The organism is Ruegeria sp. K7 (assembly GCF_056531785.1).
This window is the reverse complement of the sequence record NZ_JBQFMJ010000010.1, coordinates 1-23739: the sequence shown is the minus strand read 5'-3', so window position 1 is coordinate 23739 and position 23739 is coordinate 1. Positions and strand designations below refer to the sequence as shown.

Sequence of the window (23739 nt, the reverse complement as noted above, 5' to 3'; positions counted from 1 at the left end):
TACATGACCCGCACCGTTTACGTGAATGGCGAGTACCTGCCCGAGACCGAGGCCAAGGTATCCATTTTTGACCGAGGCTTTCTGTTTGCAGACGCCGTTTACGAAGTCACCAGCGTTCTGGACGGCAAGCTGATTGATTTCGAAGGTCATGCCGTGCGCCTCAAACGTTCGTTGGACGAGTTGGAGATGGCCGAGCCCTGCACCAAGGAAGAACTGCTTGAGATCCACCGAAAGCTGGTGGAGCTGAATGGCATTGATGAGGGTCTGATTTACCTTCAGGTGAGCCGCGGATCGGACGGCGACCGGGACTTTGTGTTCCCCTCTGCGGATACCAAACCCAGCCTTGTTCTGTTCACTCAGAACAAGCCGGGTCTGGCCGACAGCCCGGCCGCCAAAAAGGGTGCAAAGATCATTTCGATCGAGGATATCCGCTGGGGCCGCCGCGACATCAAGACCGTGCAGTTGCTGTATCCGTCGATGGGCAAGATGATGGCCAAGAAAGCGGGCTGTGACGATGCGTGGCTGGTCGAGGACGGCTATGTGACCGAAGGCACCAGCAACAACGCCTATTTCGTCAGGAACGGCAAGATCGTCACCCGTCCGCTGTCCAACGACATTCTGCACGGCATTACCCGCAAGGCCGTGCTGCGCATGGCGGCAGAAGCGCAGATGGAAATCGAAGAGCGGCTGTTCACCATCGACGAAGCCAAAGAGGCGGATGAGGCTTTCACCACTTCGGCCAGTGCATTTGTCATGCCCGTCGTCGAGATTGACGGTGTGGCGCTTGGCGACGGAACGCCGGGTCCGATTGCCAATCGTTTGCGCGAGATCTATCTGGACGAAAGCCGCAAGGCCGCAATCTAAAGAAAAGGCCCGCTTCATTGGCGGGCCTTTTTTTCAGGCGTCAGCCTTTCTTGGTGACATTCTCTTCGAAGGCGACCTTGAAGGCGGCTTGCTTCTCGGGGCTGGCTTCGGTCTGGAAGTTGGCTTTCCACTCATCCATGGTCATGCCGTAAAAAACTTCGCGGGCTTCTTCCTTGCCCATCTCGATGCCCTTTTCATTGGCCGCTTCCTGATACCAACGCGACAGGCAGTTGCGGCAGAATCCGGCAAGGTTCATCATGTCGATGTTCTGCACATCGGTGCGGTCTTCCATCAGATGCTTCTGCAACCGGCGGAAGGCCGCGGCCTGAAGTTCGATTTCGGTTTGCTTGTCCATTAGATGGCTCCGAGTTATTGTCTTATGTTCTGAGCCTGACCTAACAATCCGGCGGCTTTGTTACAACAAACAGGAAGGGCCTAACGGACCCCTCCCAGCCTTTGAAATCGAATTCATGCCAGTTTCAGTGCCAGCCAAGGCATCAGGCAGAATACGATTGTCAGGATCTTGTAGTTGGCGAGATACCTGAAATATGCCCTTTTCACGTCGGCGCGTTCCATCTGGAACATCCGGCCGTGGATCCCCGCGATCCAGTCCTGAAGGACTATGATCATCAATGTGGTAAAGCCCAAAAGGGCGATGTTCAGGACCGTCATCCAGCCGAAGACGGTCGTCAGGATTTCCTGAGTCATGGTCGTCTCCTTTCCCGAAATATATGGGGTTTGCGGGGTATGCTCACAATAACGTGAGGTCGGGAAACGGCCCGAGGTGACCTAACGTCACAGGCCGCTGTCTTCCAAGGCGCTTTGCAAGATCGGGGCCAGACGTTCGGCCCATTCACGCTGTCCGGCATGGTCTGCGATCAGGTCATTGCGCAGTTCGATCAGCGCGTTCGGGCGACCGAAGCTGGTGCAGTGTTTGTCGATCGCGTCGCCGGGAAGAACCCCGGTATAGGGTTCGTTAACGCCAACACACAAATCGCCCTCTGCCTCGAGCCGGTTGATCAGCGGACGTGAGAAACGTTCATCCGGCGTGTGCAGGATTCCGATATGCCAGGGGCGCGGGTCGCGGCCCCGCAACTGACGGGTAAACGAATGCATCGACACGATCACCGCGTGCGGCAGGGCCGCCAACTGCGCCAGCGCCTCGTGATAGGGGCGGTAGCACATGTTCAGGCGACGTTCCTTTTCGGCCGCGTCCGCGTGGCGGTTGCCGGGGATGATCGAACCGTCATAGAGCTTCATCAGAAGTGTCGGGTCGTCCTCGCCGCGGTTCGGGTCGATCACCAGACGCGAGAAATTGGCGGCGATCACCGGAGCGTTGAGAATTTCGCCCAGATGTTTCGACACCTCGTAGGCGCCCACGTCATAGGCGATGTGACGCTCCATATCCTCGCGCGGCAGGCCGAGGTCTCCGCCGTTGATTTCGGGCGGTACAGTGTTGGTTGCATGGTCGCAGGTGATCAGCCAGCGGGACGGGCGATCCTCGCCGTGAATGAAAAACGGAGTGTACGTCATGAGCCTGTCATCAAGTTTGTCGCAGGTGTAGGGCAGTTGCTTCGGAAAGGGAATTGCGCAATAAGCACATCCAAGCACTGTTTGCGGTAACATTGAGTCATCGAGGAGAGCAAGACCGATGCGACGCCTGAGAAATGTGAAAATCGTGGCGACGCTGGGGCCGGCGTCCAACGACTATGACACCATTCGCGCCCTGCACGAAGCCGGAGCGGATGTCTTCCGCCTGAACATGAGCCACGGCAGCCATGACGAAATCCGCGAACGGCACCGGATCATCCGGCAGGTGGAAAAGGATCTGGAAAGCCCGATCGCGATTCTGGCCGATCTTCAGGGCCCGAAGCTGCGGGTCGGTGTTTTCGGCAATGGCGAAGAGGAATTGCAGGAAGGGGCCGCGTTCCGGTTGGACCTGGATCCGGCGCCTGGTGACGCTGAGCGTGTCTGCCTGCCGCATCCCGAGATTTTCGCCGCACTGGAACCCGGTGCGCGCCTGTTGGTCAACGATGGCAAAATTCGCCTGATCGTTGCCGATTGCGGTCAGGATTTCGCCAATTGCACGGTCGAGGTCGGCGGTACGATCTCGAACCGCAAGGGGGTGAACGTGCCGGACGTGGTGCTTCCACTGGCGGCCCTTTCGGCCAAGGACCGTGACGATCTGGAATTTGTCTGCCAACTGGGCGTGGACTGGCTGGCGCTCAGCTTCGTGCAGCGGGCACGGGACGTTTATGAGGCGCGCACGCTGGCCGATGGCCGTGCCGCGATCCTGTCCAAGATCGAAAAGCCCGCCGCTGTCGAGGCATTCGAGGACATTCTTGATGCGTCTGATGGGATCATGGTCGCACGCGGCGATCTGGGCGTTGAATTGCCGGTGTCGGCTGTGCCCCCGATCCAGAAACGACTGGTACGCAGATGCCGGGCCGCGGCCAAGCCGGTGATTGTGGCCACGCAGATGCTGGAAAGCATGATCGAAAGCCCGATGCCGACGCGCGCCGAAGTTTCGGACGTGGCCACGGCGATCTATGAGGGTACCGATGCCATCATGCTCAGCGCGGAATCCGCTGCCGGGGATTACCCCGTCGAGGCGGTTCAGACCATGAACAAGGTTGCCATCGAGGTCGAGGCCGACCCGACTTACACGCAGATCATCGCGGCCTCGCGTTCGGCCAAGGGGACGACGATCGCCGATGGTATCGTTGCCGCCGCCCGCGAGATTGCTGAAAAGACGGATATCAAGGCCATCTGCTGCTTTACCCAAAGCGGCACAACAGCCTTGCTGACCGCCCGTGAGCGCCCCGGTGTTCCGATCATCGCCATGACGCCGGCCCGAGGCACGGCACGGCGCCTGTGCCTGAGCTGGGGCTGCCATTGTGTCATGACGCCCGAGCTTGAGCGGTTCAAAGGTGCGGTGGTCAACGCGGCCCGTGCTGCCCGCGCCGGTGGGTTTGCGTCCGAGTCCGATCAGATCGTGGTTACCGCAGGGGTGCCGTTCAACGTGCCGGGCACCACCAATATCCTGCGCATTGCCCCTTGTGACGAACGGCTGATCTACAACACTGACCCCGGTTGAAGACATAACGATGCCCCGGCATGTCGCCGGGGTGCCTGAGCCGGGCCGGAAAAGCGAAGATTCTGGTCGAAACCCCCTTGCCAGTATGGCGGAACTTGCGTAAACGGCGCTTCTGATCGCGTGACCGGCCGAGATGGCATGCCGAGTCGCGTTTGAAACCGAACCCGGAAAAGGAGACGGAAATGCCTAAGATGAAGACAAAAGCGAGCGCCAAGAAGCGCTTCAAGGTGACTGCGACCGGTAAGGTCCTTGCTGGCCAGGCCGGCAAACGGCACGGCATGATCAAGCGGACCAAGAAATTCATCCGCGACGCCCGTGGCAACACCACCCTGTCCGCCCCCGACGCCAAGATCGTCAAGGGCTACATGCCCTACGACCGCTAAGAGGAGATTAAGAGATGTCCCGCGTTAAAGGTGGAACCGTAACTCACGCCCGTCACAAGAAGGTTATCAAGGCCGCCAAAGGTTACTATGGCCGCCGCAAGAGCACCTTCAAGGTTGCCCGTCAGGCCGTCGACAAGGCCAACCAGTACGCAACCCGCGACCGTAAGAACCGCAAGCGCAACTTCCGCGCGCTGTGGATCCAGCGTATCAACGCTGCTGTCCGTTCGCATGACGAAGCACTGACATATTCCCGCTTCATCAACGGCCTGAACCTGGCCGGTATCGAAGTGGACCGCAAAGTTCTGGCCGACCTGGCCGTGCACGAACCGGAAGCGTTCGGCGCGATCGTAGCCAAAGCTCAGGCTGCTCTGACTGCCTGATCCTCTGAAAAGAGACAGTGAATAAAGGGCCGTCCCATTGGGCAAGGCCTTGTAGCTAAATGTTGACGATATCCCACCCAGCGGCTAGCCTGCTGGGTGTTTTCGTTGAATATTAAGGGGATGTTGTTTGCCTAACTTGTCGGACCTCTCGCAAAAAGCTGCGAGGCAGGAGCGATATCGCCTACCTCGGCTTGTTGGCGGCTATTCAGTCAATTTTTGTCGCAACCCAGTTTGCGAAATGTTCGGCGTTCTACCCGACCGCAGGGATGGTCGAGGTCGACGCTCCCAACCAGGTTCGAACATCGGACGAGGCCGCGTAATCGGTTCTGGTGATGAGCGAACCTTTGTTTGCCCCGCTTGCGACCGATCCAGCATCGTAAAATCCAACAAGGCTATTTTCGAAGAGTATGCGAGACTGTCTCGACCGCATAGGAGAACAAAACGTGAACGTTGTCCAAGTGTTGCATGAATCAATCATGGGGCGACAATTTCACTTATGCCTAGCCGCTACAGAAAGTTTGGCAAGACCGCAAAGGGCGACCCGAGGTTTCAATGTAAAGCTTGCAAGAAAACCTTCTCTTTGGGTAAGTCAAGCAGACGTCATTTCCGCAGCGATCTGAATGGGAAAGTTCTGAGGAGTATTGTTAATGGAATGACGATCTCTGCGATTTGCCGGACACTGGATGTCCAGCCGGCAGAAGTTTACCGCAAGATCGACTTTATTCATGTGCAGTGCCAAGCCTTTGCTGCCGAACGAGAAAGGCTGTTACCAAGTGCCATTGCGGGTCAATCACCCTACTTCGCCACTGATACGCAAATTCTTCAGGTAAATTGGCCGGACAGGGGAGTTCGAAAGGCTGTTGAAGTTCGCCATATCTGCACTGTCGCGCGTGACAGTAATTACGTGGTCGCCTCTACAACAGATGTAGATCCCGACGTTCAGCCAGCGGCAATTGAAAAGGTCATGGAAATTGTAGGTGACCTAGAAAAGCCCCGCTCAATGAGAGAAAATGCGAGGGTCTGGTTTGCGACCGAATACTTAAAAAATCTGCGTGATAAGCATGATGCTTTGAACAAGTCCCGAGGCGGGACGGAGAAGGGAGCCTTCACGGCATCCGAGGAAGATGTGAAGCTTCTGGAGAAAGCAGCAAGGGTAAGACAGGACGCAGCTGAATTCGCCCATATCATGCTGGTCAAGAAAAAGCTGGGGAGCAAGTATGCAAAGTTGAATTTTTCAACTGACCGTGATGCTGGCCTTTCTGCTGCATACGCAGCTGTATTTGCAAATGAAGTAAAGGCCAAGCGTGTCAGAATTGCGGATATCGCAATTACGAAATATCTGGTGACGGACCAGCGAAAGGCGTTGGTCGCAGAAGGAAACAAGGAATACAGCAGACTTCAGAGAGCTCTTGATCGCTCAAACGTCGTTCTGGGTACAGGCGATCCGGTGTCACCCAGGAAGCAAGACGGTGTCATGGAAGTTTTAGTGCGCTCCTTATTGCAGCAACGCCCGCCAGAGGACTATCTGCACGAATTGATGAATTATTTCGGCGAACGAGAAAGCAGGGATGAGGGGCTGCTATATCCGTTCCATTTCATCAATGAACCTGAGAAGCGCGTAATCTTCAAAACGAACCCAAATGACTTGAACTATACTCAAATTGCCCAGTTCGCTGTGAGGTCCGGGACTCATCCCGTTGATATGTATCATGCGCGGGCCAGAACGAAGATCATGGGTTTTGAACGCGGTCTGGTATCTTCTGGACGCGGTCGGCTCTGGTACTATAAGCAATATTACAACCCCGTCATGGTTTCGAAAATGGTCGATATTCTGAGGTTTGCCCACAACTATACGAACCTGATGAACAAAGCTAAGGATACACCAGCCATGAAGATTGGGCTCGCCAAGGGTTTTGTTTATGAGCGAGACCTATTTGCGTTTTAACACGTCAAGCGACCCAGTGTTCTAAGTAGCGAAATGCCAAAAACTTCGATTGGGTTATCGCGACTGGTATCCACAAACTGACCGCCCTGATGGCTTTCAACTGTTTACAGAACTCTGAAACGGCACCAGAGCTGACCTTCGCTGCACGGTCCACGAATTGGAAAGACGCGGACAAAGTTGCCATAGGCTCAATGGTTGTTGAGGACCGGTCTCAGCCCAAAGCGGACATTCAAAATCGAGCTTTGCATCAACTATGCCTTGAGACAAAGCAGGCGAACGCTTGGGGAAACCGCGCATACAGCCAGTATTCGGGGTTTTGAAAACCTTGTTATTCGGGCAATCCACCAGCAACCATCGCACCAAAATACCGGTCCTGGTCCTCAGTATGCATAAAGGGTGTGTTTCTGTGTGTAGAAACACGGAAGTCCGGCCGGATTTCGAGTAATTTCTTTGCTTCAACCTGAGCATCTTCCAGACGTCCCATTTCAGCAAGGGTTGCAACCAAGATTCGGCGCGGAGGAAGCGACTTTGGATAAGTTGAGACACCGGTTTTTGCCAGCAGAATTGCCTGTTCGTAATCTCTGACTAGGAATTGAGAAAGGGCCGCGTTAAAATTGTACCAGCCGGGATAACGTGGGTTGACCTTTTTTGCCTTGTTGTTCCACTCAATCGCTTCGGCTGGCTCACCCATAAGCGACCTTAAAAAGCCCATACCATATAGGACCTCAGGATCATTGGGGTTCTCCCTTATTGCCCGCTGAAATGCCTGGTACGCGAGTTGATGATCGTGGTCTGCAAACAAATGTAGCTGGCCCAAGCGGTGTTGAACGCGATAGTCCGATTGATCCAGTTCTAACGCACGCTGTGCGTGCCTGCGGGCTTTGTTCAGCGCGGTTTCTGGATCGTCCGACCCACCAAAGCGCCAAAGGCTAAGATAGCGACCGCTCAGTTCAATATGGGCAGAAAGGTAGTCTGGATCGAGCACTATTGCTCGTTCCAGAAGTTCTATTGCCTCTTTCCGACTCGCAGTATTCAGCAGCTTGCTTTTGGCGACAGCCCTCAGAAAAAGTTCATACGCTTCTAGATCATCGGTTGGCCGTTTCCTAAGCGACGCGATTTCTTCTTCCTCAACTACTATTTTCAGGGTGGATGCGATTTCCCGAATAAGGTCGGCCTGAGCGGAAAACAATTCTTCGACGCCAACGTCATATTGTTCCGACCATAGAGCGTGCCCCGACTCTGTCTCTATCAGTGTTGAGTTAATCGAAATATTCTCGCCAACGCTCTGAACGCTACCTGACAAAACATATCGCACACCGAGCTCTCGACCAATTTCTCGCGGTTTGACCAAGCTGTCCGCAAAGGTAATCGAAGTAGAACCAGCAATCACAAATAGCTGTGGAAACTTCGAAAGCTGCGTCGTGATTGCTGTTCCAAAACCTTCTGCCAGATAGCCGACCTCTTCAACTGTTGAGCGGTTCTCAAAGGGCAAAACGACGATGGACGGTTCGTCTGGGATGGCAAGCGCCAACTCCTCTTGTTCGGTCAGGGGTGCCACATCTCTGGATCGCCACCATATGACCGCAACCAGCACCAAACAGATGCATGCTGCACCGATTAGAGTTGGCGCCCACTTGGACATGTGTGGTTTCGTATGCACAACTGGCTCTGAAATAGCCAAAGCCTTGGCCTTGTCATCCAGAACGACTTCGAAGGCTCGGACTGGTCTCTCTATGTTCTTGACTTCGGTCTCACCCAGATCCTCGAAATTCAGATCCAGCTTGTCCTGCACCTGGTCCCTTACGCTGCGGTGAATGCAAATACCTCCGGGCTCAGCCAAGCCTTCAAGTCGAGCGGCGACATTGACGCCATCACCATAAATGTCTCCATCCTCGGCAATCACATCTCCGATATTGATGCCGATCCGAAACACAATTCGTTCGCTTTCTGGAACGTCCGAATTTCGAGAAAGCATTTCGTTTTGAACAGAAACGGCAAATTTCATTGCCTGTACGGTGCTTTCGAACTCCAGCAGCGCACCATCACCCATTAGCTTGATTGTCTTGCCGCCAAAACTCGCCGCAAAGGGGTCAATGAGTTCCAGCCGATGCGACTTTAGTGCAGCCAGCGTCGCTGCCTCATCGCGTTCCATCAGCCGCGAGTAACCCACGACGTCAATACTCAAGATAGTGGTAAGGCGGCGTTCCACTTCCGTTCTCCCCTACGCCGAAGATTATCCATCCTGATCTCTTGAATCCATAGTTCTGCTATTCGCCCTATACCAAATCGCATATTTGTGGCGCCGGTCAGGCTTCGACAAAGTCAGATTTTTCATGACGGAGACCAAGCATGGTAACCAATAGACGCTGACACTGTGTGGGCGATGAGGTGGTGCGTGGCGGTGTGGAGTATTCGTCATGCAAGCTTTAAATCTACCCGTCATTCGAGTTGGCCGATCTGCGTGGAACAAAGGTCGGGTTATTGGCCAGAAGCGCCCGCTTTTGCCAAGGCATGTCTGGGCAATACGCGTTCGCTTAGAAATTTCAGAAGATTATAGGAACTTAGCACTCTTCAATTTAGCAATAGATAGTAAGCTCCGTGGTTGCGATCTTGTTCGCCTGAAAGTTGCAGACGTATTTGCCGCTGGACAAGTAAAGGAACGCGCGTCTGTCAACCAAAGCAAGACAAAGATACCCGTTCGTTTTGAAATTAGTAGTGGTACGAGAAACTCGCTTTTGAATTGGCTGAAACAACCTGCAATGAAAAGATCCGAGTACTTGTGGCCAGGGCGTTTTCAGCATCGGCTGCATATTTCTACTCGTCAGTACGCGAGGTTGGTTCAGTCATGGGTCGCTTCGGTTGGGCTTGATCCCAGTCAGTATGGGACCCATTCAATGCGACGCACAAAAGTGGCGCAGATTTATCGTAGAACAGGTAACTTGCGAGCCGTGCAGCTATTGCTTGGTCACACCAAGATGGACAGTACAGTGCGTTACCTGGGTGTAGACATCGAAGACGCACTCGCCATCGCGGAAGCCACCGAGGTTTAATCTATCAGGCCGCTTTCGAGCGGCCTTTTTTTGCGCGAACCCCGAGAGTAGAATTTTCAGCCCCAAAGCGGACATGGCGCAACTCAAGGCGAGGACAACTCGGCTGTTTGTCCTCCAAGCCTTTCGCGCAGACAAATGGCATAGTTCCCCAACGCTGAAACCGACTTCAAGCAAGGTCAGAAACCGACCCTGTTCATTTTCGCATGGTCTAAACACTTAGCGACCAGTATTAAACAGAAAGGAGGACAACACGTGGAGCGAAAGCTAGCGGCCATCCTGATTGCTGACCTTGTCGGCTTTACCGCTCGGATGGAGCGGGACGAGAAAGGCACGCTCGAAGTCCTTTCAGCGCACATTGACGATATTGCTGCTCCGCTTGTCGGTCGGTATTACGGTCGCATCGTCAAACAGATGGGTGACGGTCTGCTCGCCAGCTTCGACAGCGCAGTCGACGCCGTTTCCTGCGCGGTTGAATGGCAAAACGCATCAGCGGCAGGTAAGGACCCTCTCCAATTTCGTATTGGCGTTACTCTTGGGGATATAATCATGCGCGACGGAGATGTTTTTGGTTCCGGTGTGAACCTGGCGTCGAGACTGGAGCAGCTTGCCCCACCGGGCGGTGTGTTGGTGTCGGACGCCGTATATCGTGTGGTCGGAAATCGTATACCGGTTGCTTGGGAGGATGCTGGTCAGCACACAGTAAAGAACGTTGCCGAACCGGTACATGCTTGGCGCATTGGCGGGTCAAGCGCTGTATGCGCTAAACCGGATCGGCCTGAATCGTCAGGAACAGCCACTATTGCGGTCTTGCCACTGCACAACATGAGCGATGACCCCGAGCAGGCCTTCTTCAGCGACGGGATTGCGGAAGACATTATTGTGGGTTTATCGCGTTTTCGGACGCTTAAGGTTGTTTCCAGAAATGCGTCTTTCAGGTTCCGGACACAGGACACAGATCCGGCCAAAATCGCGGAGGCTCTCGGCGCTGATTACCTGGTTGAAGGCAGCGTGCGAAAGGTCGGCAGTCGCGTGAGAATCTCGGTACAGCTCGCTGACGCGGGTACGGGCACTCAACTCTGGTCGGATCGATATGACCACGAACTGGAAGACGTTCTGGCGGTTCAAGACGAAGTGGCTCGAAATATCGTCGCAGTGTTGCCGGGCAGGGTCCAGCACGATGTCGTCGACCGTTCGACACAGAAACCAACGGATCAGATGAAGGCCTATGAACTGATGCTCAAGGGCAAGGCGCTACGCGATGGTCTGAACGCACGAGATACGGCCAAGGCGAGAGCGTTGTTGGAACGAGCGGTCGCACTCGATCCGACCATCGCGCGATCTTATATGTATCTTTCAGATACATATGTCATAGATTTGTGGCTTGGGCTGGCGGACGCTGACGCACCGGCCCACACTTTGAAAATTGCCCGAAAGGGCGTGGCACTGGATAACCGGGACGTCTACATTCAGGACCAACTTGGTTTTTCCTATCTCTGTGCTGGCCTTTGGGATGAGGCAGAGGCACAATTCAACAAGACACTTTCCATGATAGAAAACGAGGCGGAGTCGATGGCATGGTGCGGCTACGCTTTCCTATTGCTCGGCTTGCACGAAAAGGCGCGCGAAGTAGTTTCGGAAGCGATGGCGCTGGACCCGCTACATCCGCCTGCCATCGACTGGATTATGGGGCAGGTCGAATTTTTCAACGGCAACTTTGAAGCAGCGCTTAGTTTTCTAATGGGAGCAGCGCGGCTTAACTCGTTGGCCACAGCATTTGTCGCCGCCTCCTACGCGCAGCTCAAACGGGAGCGAGACGCCTCTGACGCATTGCAAGAATTTGTTTCTGAACGTCACGATGAGTTCACAAGTCGAGGTATTGTGGTTGAGGATGATACGTTAGATAGCCTTACTCGCGGGTTTCGGTCTATGTGGCGGCGACCGGATGATTTTAAACTTCTCACCAATGGGCTACGGGCGGCAGGTATGACCGGCTGACGCCGACCTTTACTCTTTTGTCCTACCGCCGCGGCCTCAATTACGCGTTTCTCTGCGCCCTGTTTTTTCGGCCGATGGCAGCCCAAACCGGACATTCGAAACTAGACTTTGCAATTTTCGAGATGCGGAGATTTCGTACTGTTCTGCTTGCTACGGCCGAGCCTACGATTGCCCTAATAGTTGGGGGCGACCCACTCACTTGCCGCCCCCGCCCGTTCCGGCCAAAATGAAGCCCGAACGGAATTTGCTACCCGGCATGCATCAAAGATTGACCCTCAGTCTCAGTCCCAAGACCAGCGGGTCGTTCGAGTTTGATCCGGGATTTTTCAGGTATTGCACGTCTGCCGTCAGTGCCAGATTGTCGGCCAGGTCCAAACGGTAGAAAGCTTCAAGTGTCGTTTGATTGGGCAATCCTGGTGTCGTCAGGTCGGCAACAGTGGCCGCTATGCCAAGGAGATCATCATAGGTGCCAGGTCGCCACATCAAGCCTGCGTTGACTGCACGCCTGGCCAACGCACCGCCGCCATTGGACCATCCCAGCCGTCCGAAGATCATCAGTTGGTTGTCGAATGTATGGTTGGCAGAAAGTGTGGCTCCATATGTTTCCGGTACGCCAACTTGTTGGCGCGCATCCGTGTGAAACATCCCCAGATGAACGTTTGTCAGAAATCGTTTTGATTTTTCGGGCGTCCAGCCGATCTCGGCGTATTTGTAGAATTCGCTACCCCCGGAAAACCACTCAATGTCTGTGAGAGACCCATTGGCATCGCTCACCACCCCTAACGCGTAAATCTGATCCGTCAGATAGCCGCCGACCGTGACACCAAAGCCGGGATCGGGGATTGGCAGCACCGGGCTAAACAGGATTGAATAGTTCGAAAAGGTCGTTCGTGGGTTCACGTAACCCAGAATGTCAGAGTAGTCGCCCGGATCGATCCGACCCGCCACCACTCCTCCGCGTCCGTTTGCGAAGGCTTGTTGCCAGTAAGCTACCGACAAGGTCGTGTTTGTGTCCCCAAACGTGACCGCAGTTGCCCCTTGATATCCAATTTGCGCAGGCAGTGCGGAGGGTGCAATGGACTGGCCCAACCGGTGTCGGTTCTCCAGAATAAAGACAAGGCTACCCGGGTTTTCACCACCCCGGTTTGCCAATTCCCACGTCCCGATCATCCTGAGCTGACCGGATGCAGATCCGTCTTGCCCGGTCAGGCTGTGAGAACTGCGCTGGTATAGCGCCTGATAGTCGAAGCTGAGGGCTAATCCGGTGTTTTCCCGAAATCGACCCAAAGCGTTCTCGGCTGGATCAATGGCACGGTCCAAACCGGGCCAACGCGAATCTTCCAGCCGGCGCAACCTGTCTTGCTCCTGCTGCGCGCTGGCTGATCCCGGACCACCCAACGATACCTGGGCTGCGGCCTCCAGTTTGGCCTGACCAGCGTTTTCCTGTGCGTCAGCAGCACCGGCAAATAGTGCAAAGGCGCTCAATAACGCGGTGGAAAGGGTCGGTCGTGATGGAAGGTACGATCTCTGGTGCGACAAAACTCCAATCACTTTACATCATCCACAGCTTTTATTTCGGAAACACGTTCCAGCGCCGCAGCCATGTCGGCGCTGCTCATCAACTCGATCATCTGGTAATCATCAAGCAGGCCATCGCCGAGGCGGCTGACATAGAAGGCTTGGATAAAGGTAGGGTCATCTGGCAGGGAGACGGTGATGTAGTTCTTCCCGTTCCCAAGTCCCCAGTAATAGCTCAAAAGCTCTCCACCGAGCGCTTCGATCCCTCCCTTCACCGAGGCTGCGCGATCCCCCGGATTGGCGATCTGCATTTCCCAAGCGGTGCTATTGGACGTGCCAATGAACAAAAACGTACGCATGCTTTCGGCGTCTTCAGCTGCGGCAATTGAACCACAGATCGCCATAAAGACGCCAAGGCTGAGATGTTTCACAGTCTTTCCTTTCAGGGAAGGTTTCTTGGCTGAAGTGTGGGTTATCAAAGATAGACCACCCCACTTTCCTTTTATTCCAGCGTATTCTTGTAGAATTTGCCGTCCTTCATGATGACACGGATGGTGTCGAAACCTTCTTCACGCGGTTCCGCGTCAAACCATTTCGGTTGGGCGCCCAAGACAGAAAGATCTTCCAGCGGGTTGCCATCGACGATCAGGATATCGGCGTAGGCTCCTTCTTGGATCACCCCCAACTGCTCCGGATAAGGATTACGTTGGCCAGTCAGCTGCGCCAGTTCGCCCGCGGTCGACGTAGCGGAGACCAGCATGGCATGATTGCCGAACCAATCAGCAAACTGGTACTTTTCGAAATCGCGATGGGCACGGCCCTGATCGAGCGTTGACAGTACTGTATCAACGTTGTGCACGACCTTGGGTTTGTATTTCTTGACAAGCGCGATGAGATCCTTGCTTTGGTCATGTGCAACCGCAAGCTTGATGCCTGCCGGCGTACCCGGTGCAAAGTTGGGGTGCTCAAACAGGATCGGTGAGAACCCGGCGGTGTTGAGGGACCAGAATATTCCTTCATCAGCCATGCGCTTCACGGTTTCTTCTGTGACCATCTGGCCGTGTTCAATGACCTTGACGCCCGCATCCAGTGCCATTTGGACAGTTTCGTCCGTGTATGCATGCGTAAAGGCGTAAGTATCAAAAAAGGCTGCGACCTCTACGGCCGCCCTGATCTCTTCCACGCCGTATCCCACAGACCAAAGCGGGTCTAATTCCGAGGAAACACCGCCGCCGACGGTTAGCTTGATTTGCGTGGCCCCATAGCTGAGGTTCCTGCGCGCGGCCGTTCTGATTTCGTCTACGCCGTCTGCAACGACCGCGAGATTGAGTTCTTCCACCTGTGCGACGGGGCCACCTTCAGCCCGGGCACGAGGGCTGCGCCAGTCCGTGTGACCAGATTGTGGACCGATGCACGCACCGCTCGGGTAAATCCGTGGCCCGACAAGGATATCCTGATCGATCAGCTTTTTCATCGCATCGCCTTGGCCACAGGCATCGCGAACCGTTGTGTAACCATCCATAAGGTAATCACGCGCGTTCGCGACCGCCATCGCGCCGACGCCGTCCCAATTCGCATACTCCGCGCCGCCAAAGCTTGTGAAAAGACCGGTCAGGTTCAGGTGGACGTGGCTGTCGATCAGCCCGGGCATCAATGTGCGACCACCTCCATCCACAACTGTCGCGCCAGGCGCGTCGATGGCCTCGGTGGAAACTTCTTTGATCAAGTTGCCTTCAACCAGAACGCTGGCGTTCTCGATCCGCGCCTCATTCACACCGTCAAAGACATTGACGTTAGTGAACAGGGTTTGCGGCTGGGTATCCTGTGCAAACACGGCAGTGGCCGTGCAAAAAACCAGGCTCGCGACGGCAGCTGTATTTGTCGAAATACTCATGTCCTTCTCTCCCTTAAAATTTGGTGCGCGGGGTGCCGAGGTAAGTTCACCCCACGCGACACTCAGTCGAGTGTGTTCTTGTAGATCACGCCATCCTTCATGATGATCTTTAGATTGGTGTCGGGATCGGACAGCAGCAGGATATCCTCCAGCGGGTTCCCATCGACCAATAGAAGATCGGCGTACGCACCCTCTTCAACCACACCCAGTGGGCCGTCCTGATAAGGATTGTTCAAACCTGTAAGGCGGTTCATGCGCGCGCCGTTTGAAGTTGCGATGCGCATTACGTCATACGGGCTGAAGCCCGCTTCGTGCAGATACCCGATTTCGTCGTTCATTTTCTTGTCTTGCTCAAGCGTCTGGTCCCAGTTGTTCACAAGGTCTGTACCCAGTGTGTACAGGTCGATCATACCCGGCGTTGTCTGGATCACTTCGATCATATTGGCCGCGGCATCCCGCACACTTTTCCATTTCTTGAAGGACGCCGGCGTGTAAAAGGCTTCCGCCTGTTCGGTGGTCACCGAGTAGACCGGGGCCACAGCCGTCGCGAACATGATCTGCTTTTCGACCATAACCTCGGCAGCCTCTTTGGTCAGGAACGGGATGTGTTCAACCGTCTTGGCGCCATTGTCGATGCAGTTGCGGATCGCCTGTTCGGTGAACACATGGCAGGTGACATAGGTGCCCCATTGCGCGGCGGTCTTGACCGCCATCTGGATCTCGTCAGCCTGATATTGAAGTGAGTGCAGCGGGTCGAACTCGGACGTAACCCCGCCGCTGACCATGATCTTGATCTGGGTTGCCCCGCGACGCAGGTTTTCACGAACGGCCATACGGACCTGCTCAGGTCCGTCGGCGATGAAGCTCATTTCGGTGTCGACCCAATGCGACGGCCCCTGACCCGACAATATGGGATGTCGGTCGTTCAGCTTGCGGAAATCGGCATGGCCAGATGTCTGGGTGATAAACGCTTCCGAGGAATAGATACGCGGGCCGGGGAACATTCCGGTATCTATGATGCGGGCGATGGACTTGGCCGGTCCTCCAAGGTCGCGCACGGTTGTGAACCCGTTCATAAGAATGCGCTCGGACCGGATAGTGGCGACGCCGCCAAGATGGAATGGAGTGATGTTTTGGCGCAATCCGTCGCTGAGCGGATTGAAGACCAAGAGATGAACGTGCTGGTCGTGCATTCCGGGCATCAGCGTGCGCCCACCACCGTCAATGATTTGGGCGTTGGCGACAGCCAGCGGTTCAGTTGAGACTTCGGCGATCAGGTTATCGACGACCAGAACATTTGCGTTCTCGATCCGCGCCTCGTTCACCCCGTCAAAGACATGAACATTTGTGAAAAGGATCGGGAAACTTTCTTCCTGTGAAGCGGCATGCGTTGGAAACAGATGGCTCGCAGCCAGTACTGCGGGAACAAGTATGCGCATCAGACATTCGTTCATTTGGGCTCCTATCATCAAGAATCGCAAAAGGCACAATTAGGAGTCATTATAGAATTCGAATAACTTGATGCCTGACAGATTTCCGGTTCGAGAAAAATAGTTTTGGGAAACTGCAAGGTTTCATAATTTTATTGTGGGAATTTCCTACACTCGGGAATATTGCGAATTTCTGGAGAAGAGATGACAAGAAGACTTGGTAATAACACGGATCAGTCGCTGCCACTCGTCAGGGCTTCAGTTGCGGGTCCGATTGTCGCAGCGCTTCGCAGAGTGGGGGTCGAACCCGCGTTTGTTCTTGATCCTCTGGGGTTGAACGAAGCGCAGGTAATGGACCCGAAGAATTTCCTGCGCCACGATACCGTCTACCAGATCTATCAGGCCGTGGCAGAAGCCACTTCACCGGATTTTTGCGCACGGGTCGGGCAATCCGTCGATCTTGTCAAATTTCTCCCGCTTGGCGATATGCTGGCAGAAGCCCTTACATTGGGAGACTTTTTTACCAGGTTCACACAAGCGGTTTCCAAGGAATCCAATGCCGTTACGCAATCCCTCTTTGTCGAAGGAGAGCACGCATATTTCAGTGCCAAAAGGAACTTCCAAATTTCGGTTTCTCCCAGCCAAACCGATGCGTTTCTGACGAGTATATGGATATCCCTGTTGCACCGTGTCCTGGATTTCAGGTGGGACCCCAACCAAGTCATTCTTCGCGTCAATGACCCGGATGCGCTGCCCAGTCATTTTCACGGCGTTCGGGCAATCAAGTGCAATCCTCAAGGTTTTTCGATCAGGTTTCCCTCCAGCTGGTTAAGTTACAGACTACGAGCAGAGGCACTGGAAAACCCACCAGACTACAGGGTGATGGATGAGGACCTGGCCGCCCCGCAGGATTTCCTTGCGGGACTGGAAGGCCTGATCAGGGTCCATCTTGCGGATTCAGGATTTGGTGTGGATGAGCTTGCGGACCTTTGCGGATTTCATCAGGAAACACTGAACAACCGATTGGAACCCTACGGTCAAACGGCGTCCCGAGTGATCGCGCGCATTAAGCAGGAAGAAGCCGAACGCCTGCTAGCAAATGACAATAAATCCGTCGGCGAGACAGCGCAACGGCTTGGCTATGCCGACCCAACAGCTTTCTCTAGAGCTTTCCGTAAATGGACGGGCCTATCTCCAGCAGCCTACAAGAAATCAAACCGGAAGGACTAGCATTGCTCCTGAACATCGCCATCGGTCTTCTATCTGCATTTTTTCTCTTTGCTTCATCCTTCAAGATTTTTGGGTGGCAAAAGAAGGTCTTTGAAATCCAGTTGGGCATGTTCGAAAGCTACGGCCTCAACAGGCAGATTATGTTCCTCGTCGGATGCGGGGAACTTTTCGGGGCAATCGCCATCTGGTTTCAATCGTCCTGGATCGGGCCGCTAGGAGCACTAGCGTTGCTCTGCACATCTGTCGGAGCGATATTCTGCCATCTAGTGTTCGATTCTTGGAAGCACGGTATACCGGCGACGATAACAGGGACGCTTGCGGCTCTTGTTTTGAACGCTGGGTATTCGAAACTTCTAAACGTGCTGTAACGACAGCCACCCGACCGATGCCAGGCAGCCCCAGGACAGCGATGGAACGTGCACAACGGGCCTTTATTCTCGACTTTGCAAAGTCCGCTTTCTGCGCATTGCTGTCATTGGAGTTTCGCGCAGCATCAGTCAATTTTGGGCTCTCTCGTTGGCTCCGCTGCGCTTTGCCTGAACGGCTGCTTATCCGAAAATCGCTTAGAGGGGGATTAAGCAAAGAGCCGCACATTACCCTTCTAACAACGGTCTAGAGACGCTGTTCATGAAATCTGACAAGCAAGCAATGGAACTGCTAAAGAACCTGATCTACGACCAGCTAAAGAGCGGTAAGAACATTGATTTGGGCGAGCTGGATGCCGTTTGAAATTCGAATTCAACCTTGAAGCAGAAATGGGAGGCCACTTTGACCTCCCATCAACATTTTACCACAAGGCCTTGCCCATTGGGGCGGCTTTTTTTCTCGTTGCAGTGCATTTTCGGCATCTCCAGAAAGTAACTCCTTCTGACAGGGAAATTCTTGTCTTATGCTGGGCTGAAGCTGGGGCTCTGGAGGGAGCGATGCTGGAAATTCAGGCTGTCAGAACCCAAACACAAGCAGATGCCGTTTATTCGTTGGCATACGAGTTCACGGACTGGCTGCGCGAACGCTATCCGGAAATGGCGGCAGATATTGATGTTTACCTCAAACACCAGAAGTTTGATGAGCAGATCCGAGATGTGCTGATCCATTTCAGCCCGCCAAAAGGGGAATGCCTGCTTGCCGTCAATAATGGGCAAGCGATCGGAATTCTGATGTTGAAGGATCTCGGAGAGGGGACTTGCGAAATGAACAGGATGTTCGTTCGCGAAACCGCGCGGGGGCTGGGGGTAGGCCGGGCTCTGGTCCAGGAACTCAAACGGCGGGCACGGGAAATGGGCTTCAGAACCATGACGCTGAGCGCCCTGCCGCGCCACCACGAAGCTCTGGCCCTTTATCGGGCGAGCGGGTTCCAGTTAGATGATCGCGCAAGGGATGCTGGAAACTCGGCAAACGCTGTTCTCATGAAAATCAATCTGGATGCGCTTTCCGAATAATGGCTGGCCCTGCGGTTTTTGCTGACAAGAAACCAAATAGTGGTCAAAAAAAACCGGCGCTAAAAGCGCCGGCTCAATTTGCGTATCACCTCAGGTCTGTTTACCCGAACACACGCCCCAGCGCGCCGTCAACGGCGTCGGTGATCTGGTCAATGTCATCTGCCGTTGCGATCAGCGCGGGTGAGAAGCACAACGTGTTGTTGCGGCTGGGGATCGAGCGGTTGGTGGCCCCGATGATGACGCCCTGCGCCATACAGTCGGCCACGACCGCCTGAACTCTTTTCTCGTCCATCGGGTCCTTGGTGGCGCGGTCGGTTACCAGTTCGGCACCCAGGAACAGGCCCTTGCCGCGCACGTCGCCGATAACCTTGTGCTTTTCCATCAGCGCCTGCAGGTTGCCCATCATGCGGTTGCCCATATCGGTGCAGTTGCCCAGCAGGTTCTCGTCTTCGATGATGCGCATGTTCTCGATCGCGGCCGCCGGACCTGCGGTGCAGCCGCCAAAGGTCGAGATGTCGCGGAAGTAGTTCAGCGGATCGGATGCGTCGTCCTTGAACAGGTCAAAGACTTCCTCGGTGGTGACCATCACGGCAATCGCCGCATAGCCCGAGGCAACGCCTTTGGCCATGGTCACGAAGTCCGGCTTGATTCCGTATTGCTGATAGCCGAACCATGTGCCGGTCCGGCCGACGCCGCAGACGACCTCGTCGATATGCAGCAGCACGTCGTACTTCTTGCAGATCTCCTGCACCCTCTGCCAGTATCCCTCGGGGGCTTCGATCACGCCACCACCGGCGGTCACGGGCTCAAGGCACAGCGCGCCAACGGTGTCGGGACCTTCGCGCAGGATCACCTCTTCGATCTGGTTCGCGGCCCATTCACCGAAGTTCTCCTCGGGCGCGCCATCCAGCTCGTGCTTGCGGTATTCCATGCAGTGCGGAACGCGCACGAAATCAGGTGCGAACGGACCATACTGCGCGGTGCGCTCGTCCTGGCCACCTGCCGACATGGTCGCCAGCGTCGAGCCGTGATAGTCGCGGTCGCGATACAGGATTTTGGTCTTCTTGCCGCCATAGCGCTTGTGCGCGATCTGCCGGACCATCTTGAACGCTTTCTCGTTCGCTTCCGAGCCCGAGTTGGTGTAGTAGACGCGGCTCATCCCCGGCATCTTTTCGATCAGGTTTTCAGCAAAGATCGAACCGGGAATCGAACCTGCGGTATTGGCGAAATAGCACAGCTTCATCAGCTGGTCGTACACCGCCTTGCAGATCGATTCGCGGCCATAGCCTACGTTGACCGTCCAGACCCCGCCGGACACGGCATCCAGATGCTCTTTGCCTTTCTGGTCCCAGACGCGCATGCCCTTGCCTTCGACAATGATGCGCGGGTCACTGGTTTCAAAAGGTTTATGCTGCAGCAGATGGTGCCAGATATGGGCGCGGTCGGCTTCGACTACGCGCGAAAGATCGTTTTCGTTGAACGTGCCGTCCATGACATGTCCTTTCCAAAATGCAGTGCCCGGCGGCGAAATCAGCCCTGTTCCGGGAAGTGTTTCCGATGGCCCAGATCACCTTGAAAGGTGCTTTGTAGATAGGGCCAGATCGCATCATCCCGTATCTCCAGAGCATACGCCAGCGTATTTTTTCGGATTTGCACAGCCCTGTCTTTGTGGTGAAGTCTACCGGCACGAATTGGGAGGACCAGCGGATGTCAGGCACCAACATCTATACCCGCCATCTGGATAAAAGCGGCGCGAACTACACACCGTTGTCTCCGCTCAGCTTTATCGAAAGGACGGCGCAGGTTTATCCGGATTATCCGTCCGTGGTTTACGGTGATCGCAGGTATACTTGGGAGGAAACGTACACGCGTTGCCGCCAGCTTGCCGGCGCGCTTGCAGCGCACGGAATCGGGCAGGGGGATACGGTCTCGATCATAGCGGCCAATCTGCCTGAAATGTACGAGGCGCATTTTGGCGTGCCAATGGCAGGGGCAGTGCTGAACGCGATCAACACCCGGCTGGATACTCCGATCGTTGCGTTCATCCTGAACCATGCCGAAGCCAAGGTTCTGCTGGTGGATCCCGAGTTTTCAGGCGTGGTCAACGAGGCGTTGAAACAGGTCGATCACGAGGTTTTGGTCATCGACATAGAAGACCCAAGTTTTGCCGGTGGCGAAAAGATCGGATCAGTGACCTATGATGATTTTCTGGCCACGGGTGATCCGCACTACAACTGGTCGTTGCCTGCAGATGAATGGGACGCCATCACGCTGAACTATACCTCCGGTACGACCGGAAACCCGAAGGGCGTCGTCTATCACCACAGAGGTGCTGCCCTGAACGCGCAATCGGATATTCTGGACTGGGACATGCCGAAACACTCGGTGTATCTGTGGACCCTGCCGATGTTTCACTGCAACGGGTGGTGTTTCCCATGGGCTATGGCGGCCAATGCCGGGGTTTCGGTCTGCCTGCGTGCAGTGCGGGATGAGCCGATCTATGCCGCGTTCCGAGAGGAGAGAGTGACCCATTTCTGCGGTGCCCCCATTGTTCTGAACATGCTGGCCAATGCCCCGGACCACCTCAAGGTTTTTGATCATCCCATCAAGGTGATGACCGCCGGTGCGCCGCCGCCAGCCGCCGTCATCGAAAAGATGGAGGCCATGGGCGTTGAAGTGACCCATGTTTACGGGCTGACCGAGACATATGGCCCTTCGGTTGTCTGTGCGTGGAAAGAGAAATGGAATGAGAGGGGCGCGGATGAACGCGCTGCGCTGAAGGTGCGGCAGGGTGTGAAATACACGGCGCTGTCCGGCCTGATGGTCGCGGATCCGGAAACACTGGAACCTGTTCCGGCCGATGGCGAAGCCATGGGTGAGATTTTCATGCAGGGCAACGTCGTGATGAAAGGGTACCTGAAAAACCCGGATGCCACGGACAAGGCGTTCCGGGGTGGTTGGTTCGCTTCGGGCGATCTTGGGGTGATGCATCCCGACGGCTATGTCGCGTTGAAGGACCGATCCAAGGACATCATCATTTCGGGGGGCGAAAACATCTCATCCGTCGAGGTTGAGGGGATCCTTTACAAGCATCCCGCCGTGATGGAGGCGGCAGTGGTTGCGCGCCCGGATGACAAGTGGGGCGAAACACCCTGTGCATTTGTCGAGCTGAAGCCGGGCAGGGAAGCAACTGAGGCTGAAATTATCACATTCTGCCGGGACAACATGGCCCATTTCAAAGCGCCCAAAACGGTAGTTTTCGGCGCGTTGCCCAAGACTTCGACCGGCAAGATCCAGAAATTCAAGCTGCGTGATCAGGCGCGAGGGCTTTCTTAGGTCCTGGCGTCATCGAATATTGACAGATCGAGAGGCAGCATCTCTCCCATCCAGATCGCGCGGTCACGGTGATCGCTCAGATGGTCGCCGGTCTCGGGGTGGGTGAACACGGTCAAACCCCTGCGGTTTATCATAAGCCAGGGAATGACCTGGTCGAATGTCTCCGGCCCAAAGCCCAACTGGCAACTCCACCGGGGGTGGGGGCCGACATTGCGCGCATGCATTCGGCCCACCTGAACGGGAAACAGGCGCGCGGCTTCTTCACAGACAAGCCGGGCGGTTTCCTGTGTATCCGCGTCAAAATAGACATGGGCGTGATAGCCGGTAATTTCAGTCATATAGGGCCTCGATCATCATTCACTGGCCAAAGTGTACCGGCTGCACGGCTTCCTAGCCATCCTTGCCAAACACACAGAGACTGTGCGCTGAATTAGGTTGGGGCGTGCGCGTCAGGATGTGCCGCTGCAAACGCCGGGTGTTTGGTGCACGCGGCCTCAACTTGCAGGATTCGGGGCATTCCGCTCAGGTCGACCTGCCAGCGGCGCGCATTGTACATCTGCGGCATCAGACACAGATCGGCCAGACCGGGCGCGTCTCCGGTGCAATACGGGGTTTGATCGAACCCGCCCAGCAGGTCTTCAAACGCCAGCAGACCGGGGCGAATGAAGTGACGCATCCAGTCCCCGGGCATGTCACCGGCCCCGCCGCTCAGCGTGGTGGCATGGCGCGCGACGGAAAGATTGCAGACGGGATGCAGGTCGACGGCAATGGAATGCGCCAGGGCCTGAACTTTGGCACGTTTGCCTGCGTCAGCTGGCAGCAGCCCCAGATTTCGCGTTTGATCGAGATACTCAAGGATTGCCAGAGACTGGGTCAGCCGCAGGCCGTCAATCTCCAGAACAGGAACGAAACCCTGCGGATTCCGGGACAGGTGGGCGTTGGATTTATGTTCGCCCGCAACCAGATCGACGACTTCCGACCGATAGGGGATGCCAGCCAGATTAAGGGCGATCCGAACCCGGTAGCTGGCCGATGACCGCCAGTAGTCATAAAGAACGACGTTACTCATCCTCGTCTCCGCTGCCAAATCACCCCTGCTCCTTTTTTGCCCATGTGCTGAATTGGTTGAGGCCGTCCCTGACGGAGACCTGTGGGGACCAGTTCAGCAGGCGGCGTGC

The 23739-nt window shown here is 55.3% G+C and carries 22 protein-coding genes; 11 read left to right on the top strand and 11 right to left on the bottom strand.

Features of this window, described 5'->3' with window-relative positions:
• Positions 1 to 3: 3 nt before the first annotated feature.
• A complete protein-coding gene (locus tag ACR0FE_RS15725) occupies positions 4 to 864 on the top strand; it encodes a D-amino-acid transaminase (protein WP_480813909.1) in 861 nt (286 codons plus the stop codon).
• Between the two features lie 40 nt (positions 865 to 904).
• Here the strand turns inward: ACR0FE_RS15725 and ACR0FE_RS15720 are convergent, their stop codons facing one another.
• The 3 genes from ACR0FE_RS15720 to ACR0FE_RS15710 form a co-directional block, all read right to left on the bottom strand.
• Positions 905 to 1219 carry a DUF1244 domain-containing protein gene (locus tag ACR0FE_RS15720; RefSeq protein WP_170682118.1) on the bottom strand — a complete coding sequence of 105 codons (315 nt, stop codon included), beginning with the start codon at positions 1217 to 1219 and terminating at the stop codon, positions 905 to 907.
• Positions 1220 to 1332: 113 nt separating this feature from the next.
• Positions 1333 to 1572, bottom strand: a complete 240-nt coding sequence (locus ACR0FE_RS15715) for a DUF6868 family protein (RefSeq protein ID WP_170682117.1) — start codon at positions 1570 to 1572, stop codon at positions 1333 to 1335.
• A gap of 87 nt (positions 1573 to 1659) precedes the next feature.
• Positions 1660 to 2397: an N-formylglutamate amidohydrolase gene (locus ACR0FE_RS15710; protein ID WP_480913765.1), complete on the bottom strand. Its 738-nt coding sequence runs from the start codon at positions 2395 to 2397 to the stop codon at positions 1660 to 1662.
• A gap of 118 nt (positions 2398 to 2515) precedes the next feature.
• On the opposite strand from ACR0FE_RS15710, the gene pyk reads away from it, so the two are divergent.
• The 4 genes from pyk to ACR0FE_RS15690 all read left to right on the top strand — a co-directional run bounded on the left by pyk (position 2516) and on the right by ACR0FE_RS15690 (position 6669).
• Entirely contained in the window at positions 2516 to 3961 is a 1446-nt protein-coding gene (gene pyk, locus ACR0FE_RS15705; RefSeq protein ID WP_170616057.1) for a pyruvate kinase, read from the top strand.
• A 182-nt stretch (positions 3962 to 4143) separates the two neighbouring features.
• Positions 4144 to 4344 carry a 50S ribosomal protein L35 gene (gene rpmI, locus ACR0FE_RS15700; protein ID WP_088632295.1) on the top strand — a complete coding sequence of 67 codons (201 nt, stop codon included), beginning with the start codon at positions 4144 to 4146 and terminating at the stop codon, positions 4342 to 4344.
• 14 nt (positions 4345 to 4358) lie between these two features.
• The gene (gene rplT, locus ACR0FE_RS15695) at positions 4359 to 4724 is read left to right on the top strand and encodes a 50S ribosomal protein L20 (RefSeq protein ID WP_152457001.1); all 366 of its coding nucleotides are present in this window, start codon (positions 4359 to 4361) and stop codon (positions 4722 to 4724) included.
• A gap of 652 nt (positions 4725 to 5376) precedes the next feature.
• Positions 5377 to 6669: a hypothetical protein gene (locus ACR0FE_RS15690; RefSeq protein ID WP_170557790.1), complete on the top strand. Its 1293-nt coding sequence runs from the start codon at positions 5377 to 5379 to the stop codon at positions 6667 to 6669.
• Between the two features lie 328 nt (positions 6670 to 6997).
• Here the strand turns inward: ACR0FE_RS15690 and ACR0FE_RS15685 are convergent, their stop codons facing one another.
• Positions 6998 to 8878, bottom strand: coding sequence for a tetratricopeptide repeat protein (locus tag ACR0FE_RS15685; protein ID WP_170517502.1), 1881 nt, complete (start codon positions 8876 to 8878; stop codon positions 6998 to 7000).
• Positions 8879 to 9086: 208 nt separating this feature from the next.
• Between ACR0FE_RS15685 and ACR0FE_RS15680 the strand changes: the two genes are divergently transcribed.
• Both ACR0FE_RS15680 and ACR0FE_RS15675 read left to right on the top strand, forming a co-directional pair.
• On the top strand, positions 9087 to 9719 hold the full coding sequence (locus ACR0FE_RS15680) for a tyrosine-type recombinase/integrase (protein WP_170517499.1): 633 nt from the start codon (positions 9087 to 9089) through the stop codon (positions 9717 to 9719).
• Between the two features lie 252 nt (positions 9720 to 9971).
• Positions 9972 to 11714, top strand: a complete 1743-nt coding sequence (locus tag ACR0FE_RS15675) for an adenylate/guanylate cyclase domain-containing protein (RefSeq protein WP_170555188.1) — start codon at positions 9972 to 9974, stop codon at positions 11712 to 11714.
• A gap of 261 nt (positions 11715 to 11975) precedes the next feature.
• Here the strand turns inward: ACR0FE_RS15675 and ACR0FE_RS15670 are convergent, their stop codons facing one another.
• From ACR0FE_RS15670 to ACR0FE_RS15655, 4 genes are all read right to left on the bottom strand, one after another.
• A complete protein-coding gene (locus tag ACR0FE_RS15670; RefSeq protein ID WP_480714083.1) occupies positions 11976 to 13199 on the bottom strand; it encodes a carbohydrate porin in 1224 nt (407 codons plus the stop codon).
• Between the two features lie 62 nt (positions 13200 to 13261).
• Positions 13262 to 13663, bottom strand: a complete 402-nt coding sequence (locus ACR0FE_RS15665) for a hypothetical protein (protein WP_010438197.1) — start codon at positions 13661 to 13663, stop codon at positions 13262 to 13264.
• A gap of 71 nt (positions 13664 to 13734) precedes the next feature.
• Positions 13735 to 15126, bottom strand: a complete 1392-nt coding sequence (locus ACR0FE_RS15660; protein WP_170777059.1) for an amidohydrolase family protein — start codon at positions 15124 to 15126, stop codon at positions 13735 to 13737.
• A 62-nt stretch (positions 15127 to 15188) separates the two neighbouring features.
• A complete protein-coding gene (locus tag ACR0FE_RS15655; RefSeq protein ID WP_170777057.1) occupies positions 15189 to 16580 on the bottom strand; it encodes an amidohydrolase family protein in 1392 nt (463 codons plus the stop codon).
• Positions 16581 to 16760: 180 nt separating this feature from the next.
• Here ACR0FE_RS15655 and ACR0FE_RS15650 point away from each other — a divergent pair, with 180 nt between their 5' ends.
• The 3 genes from ACR0FE_RS15650 (at position 16761) to ACR0FE_RS15640 (ending at position 19225) form a co-directional block, all read left to right on the top strand.
• The gene (locus tag ACR0FE_RS15650) at positions 16761 to 17786 is read left to right on the top strand and encodes an AraC family transcriptional regulator (protein WP_170777056.1); all 1026 of its coding nucleotides are present in this window, start codon (positions 16761 to 16763) and stop codon (positions 17784 to 17786) included.
• Positions 17735 to 18154 (top strand): DoxX family protein, encoded by a 420-nt coding sequence (locus tag ACR0FE_RS15645; RefSeq protein WP_480913760.1) that lies wholly within the window; start codon positions 17735 to 17737, stop codon positions 18152 to 18154. The genes ACR0FE_RS15650 and ACR0FE_RS15645 overlap by 52 nt, the downstream gene beginning before the upstream one ends.
• 357 nt (positions 18155 to 18511) lie before the next feature.
• Positions 18512 to 19225 (top strand): GNAT family N-acetyltransferase, encoded by a 714-nt coding sequence (locus ACR0FE_RS15640; protein ID WP_480913758.1) that lies wholly within the window; start codon positions 18512 to 18514, stop codon positions 19223 to 19225.
• 100 nt (positions 19226 to 19325) lie between these two features.
• Here ACR0FE_RS15640 and ACR0FE_RS15635 read toward each other — a convergent pair whose 3' ends face one another.
• Positions 19326 to 20717, bottom strand: coding sequence for an aminotransferase family protein (locus ACR0FE_RS15635; RefSeq protein WP_170616061.1), 1392 nt, complete (start codon positions 20715 to 20717; stop codon positions 19326 to 19328).
• Between the two features lie 215 nt (positions 20718 to 20932).
• Between ACR0FE_RS15635 and ACR0FE_RS15630 the strand changes: the two genes are divergently transcribed.
• The gene (locus tag ACR0FE_RS15630) at positions 20933 to 22561 is read left to right on the top strand and encodes an acyl-CoA synthetase (protein WP_480913756.1); all 1629 of its coding nucleotides are present in this window, start codon (positions 20933 to 20935) and stop codon (positions 22559 to 22561) included.
• On the opposite strand, the gene ACR0FE_RS15625 is transcribed toward ACR0FE_RS15630, so the two are convergent.
• Positions 22558 to 22899, bottom strand: coding sequence for a DOPA 4,5-dioxygenase family protein (locus ACR0FE_RS15625; protein WP_480913754.1), 342 nt, complete (start codon positions 22897 to 22899; stop codon positions 22558 to 22560). The two genes, ACR0FE_RS15630 and ACR0FE_RS15625, sit on opposite strands and share 4 nt — an antisense overlap.
• A 92-nt stretch (positions 22900 to 22991) precedes the next feature.
• Positions 22992 to 23630: a maleylacetoacetate isomerase gene (gene maiA / locus ACR0FE_RS15620; protein WP_480913752.1), complete on the bottom strand. Its 639-nt coding sequence runs from the start codon at positions 23628 to 23630 to the stop codon at positions 22992 to 22994.
• Positions 23631 to 23739: the final 109 nt, after the last annotated feature.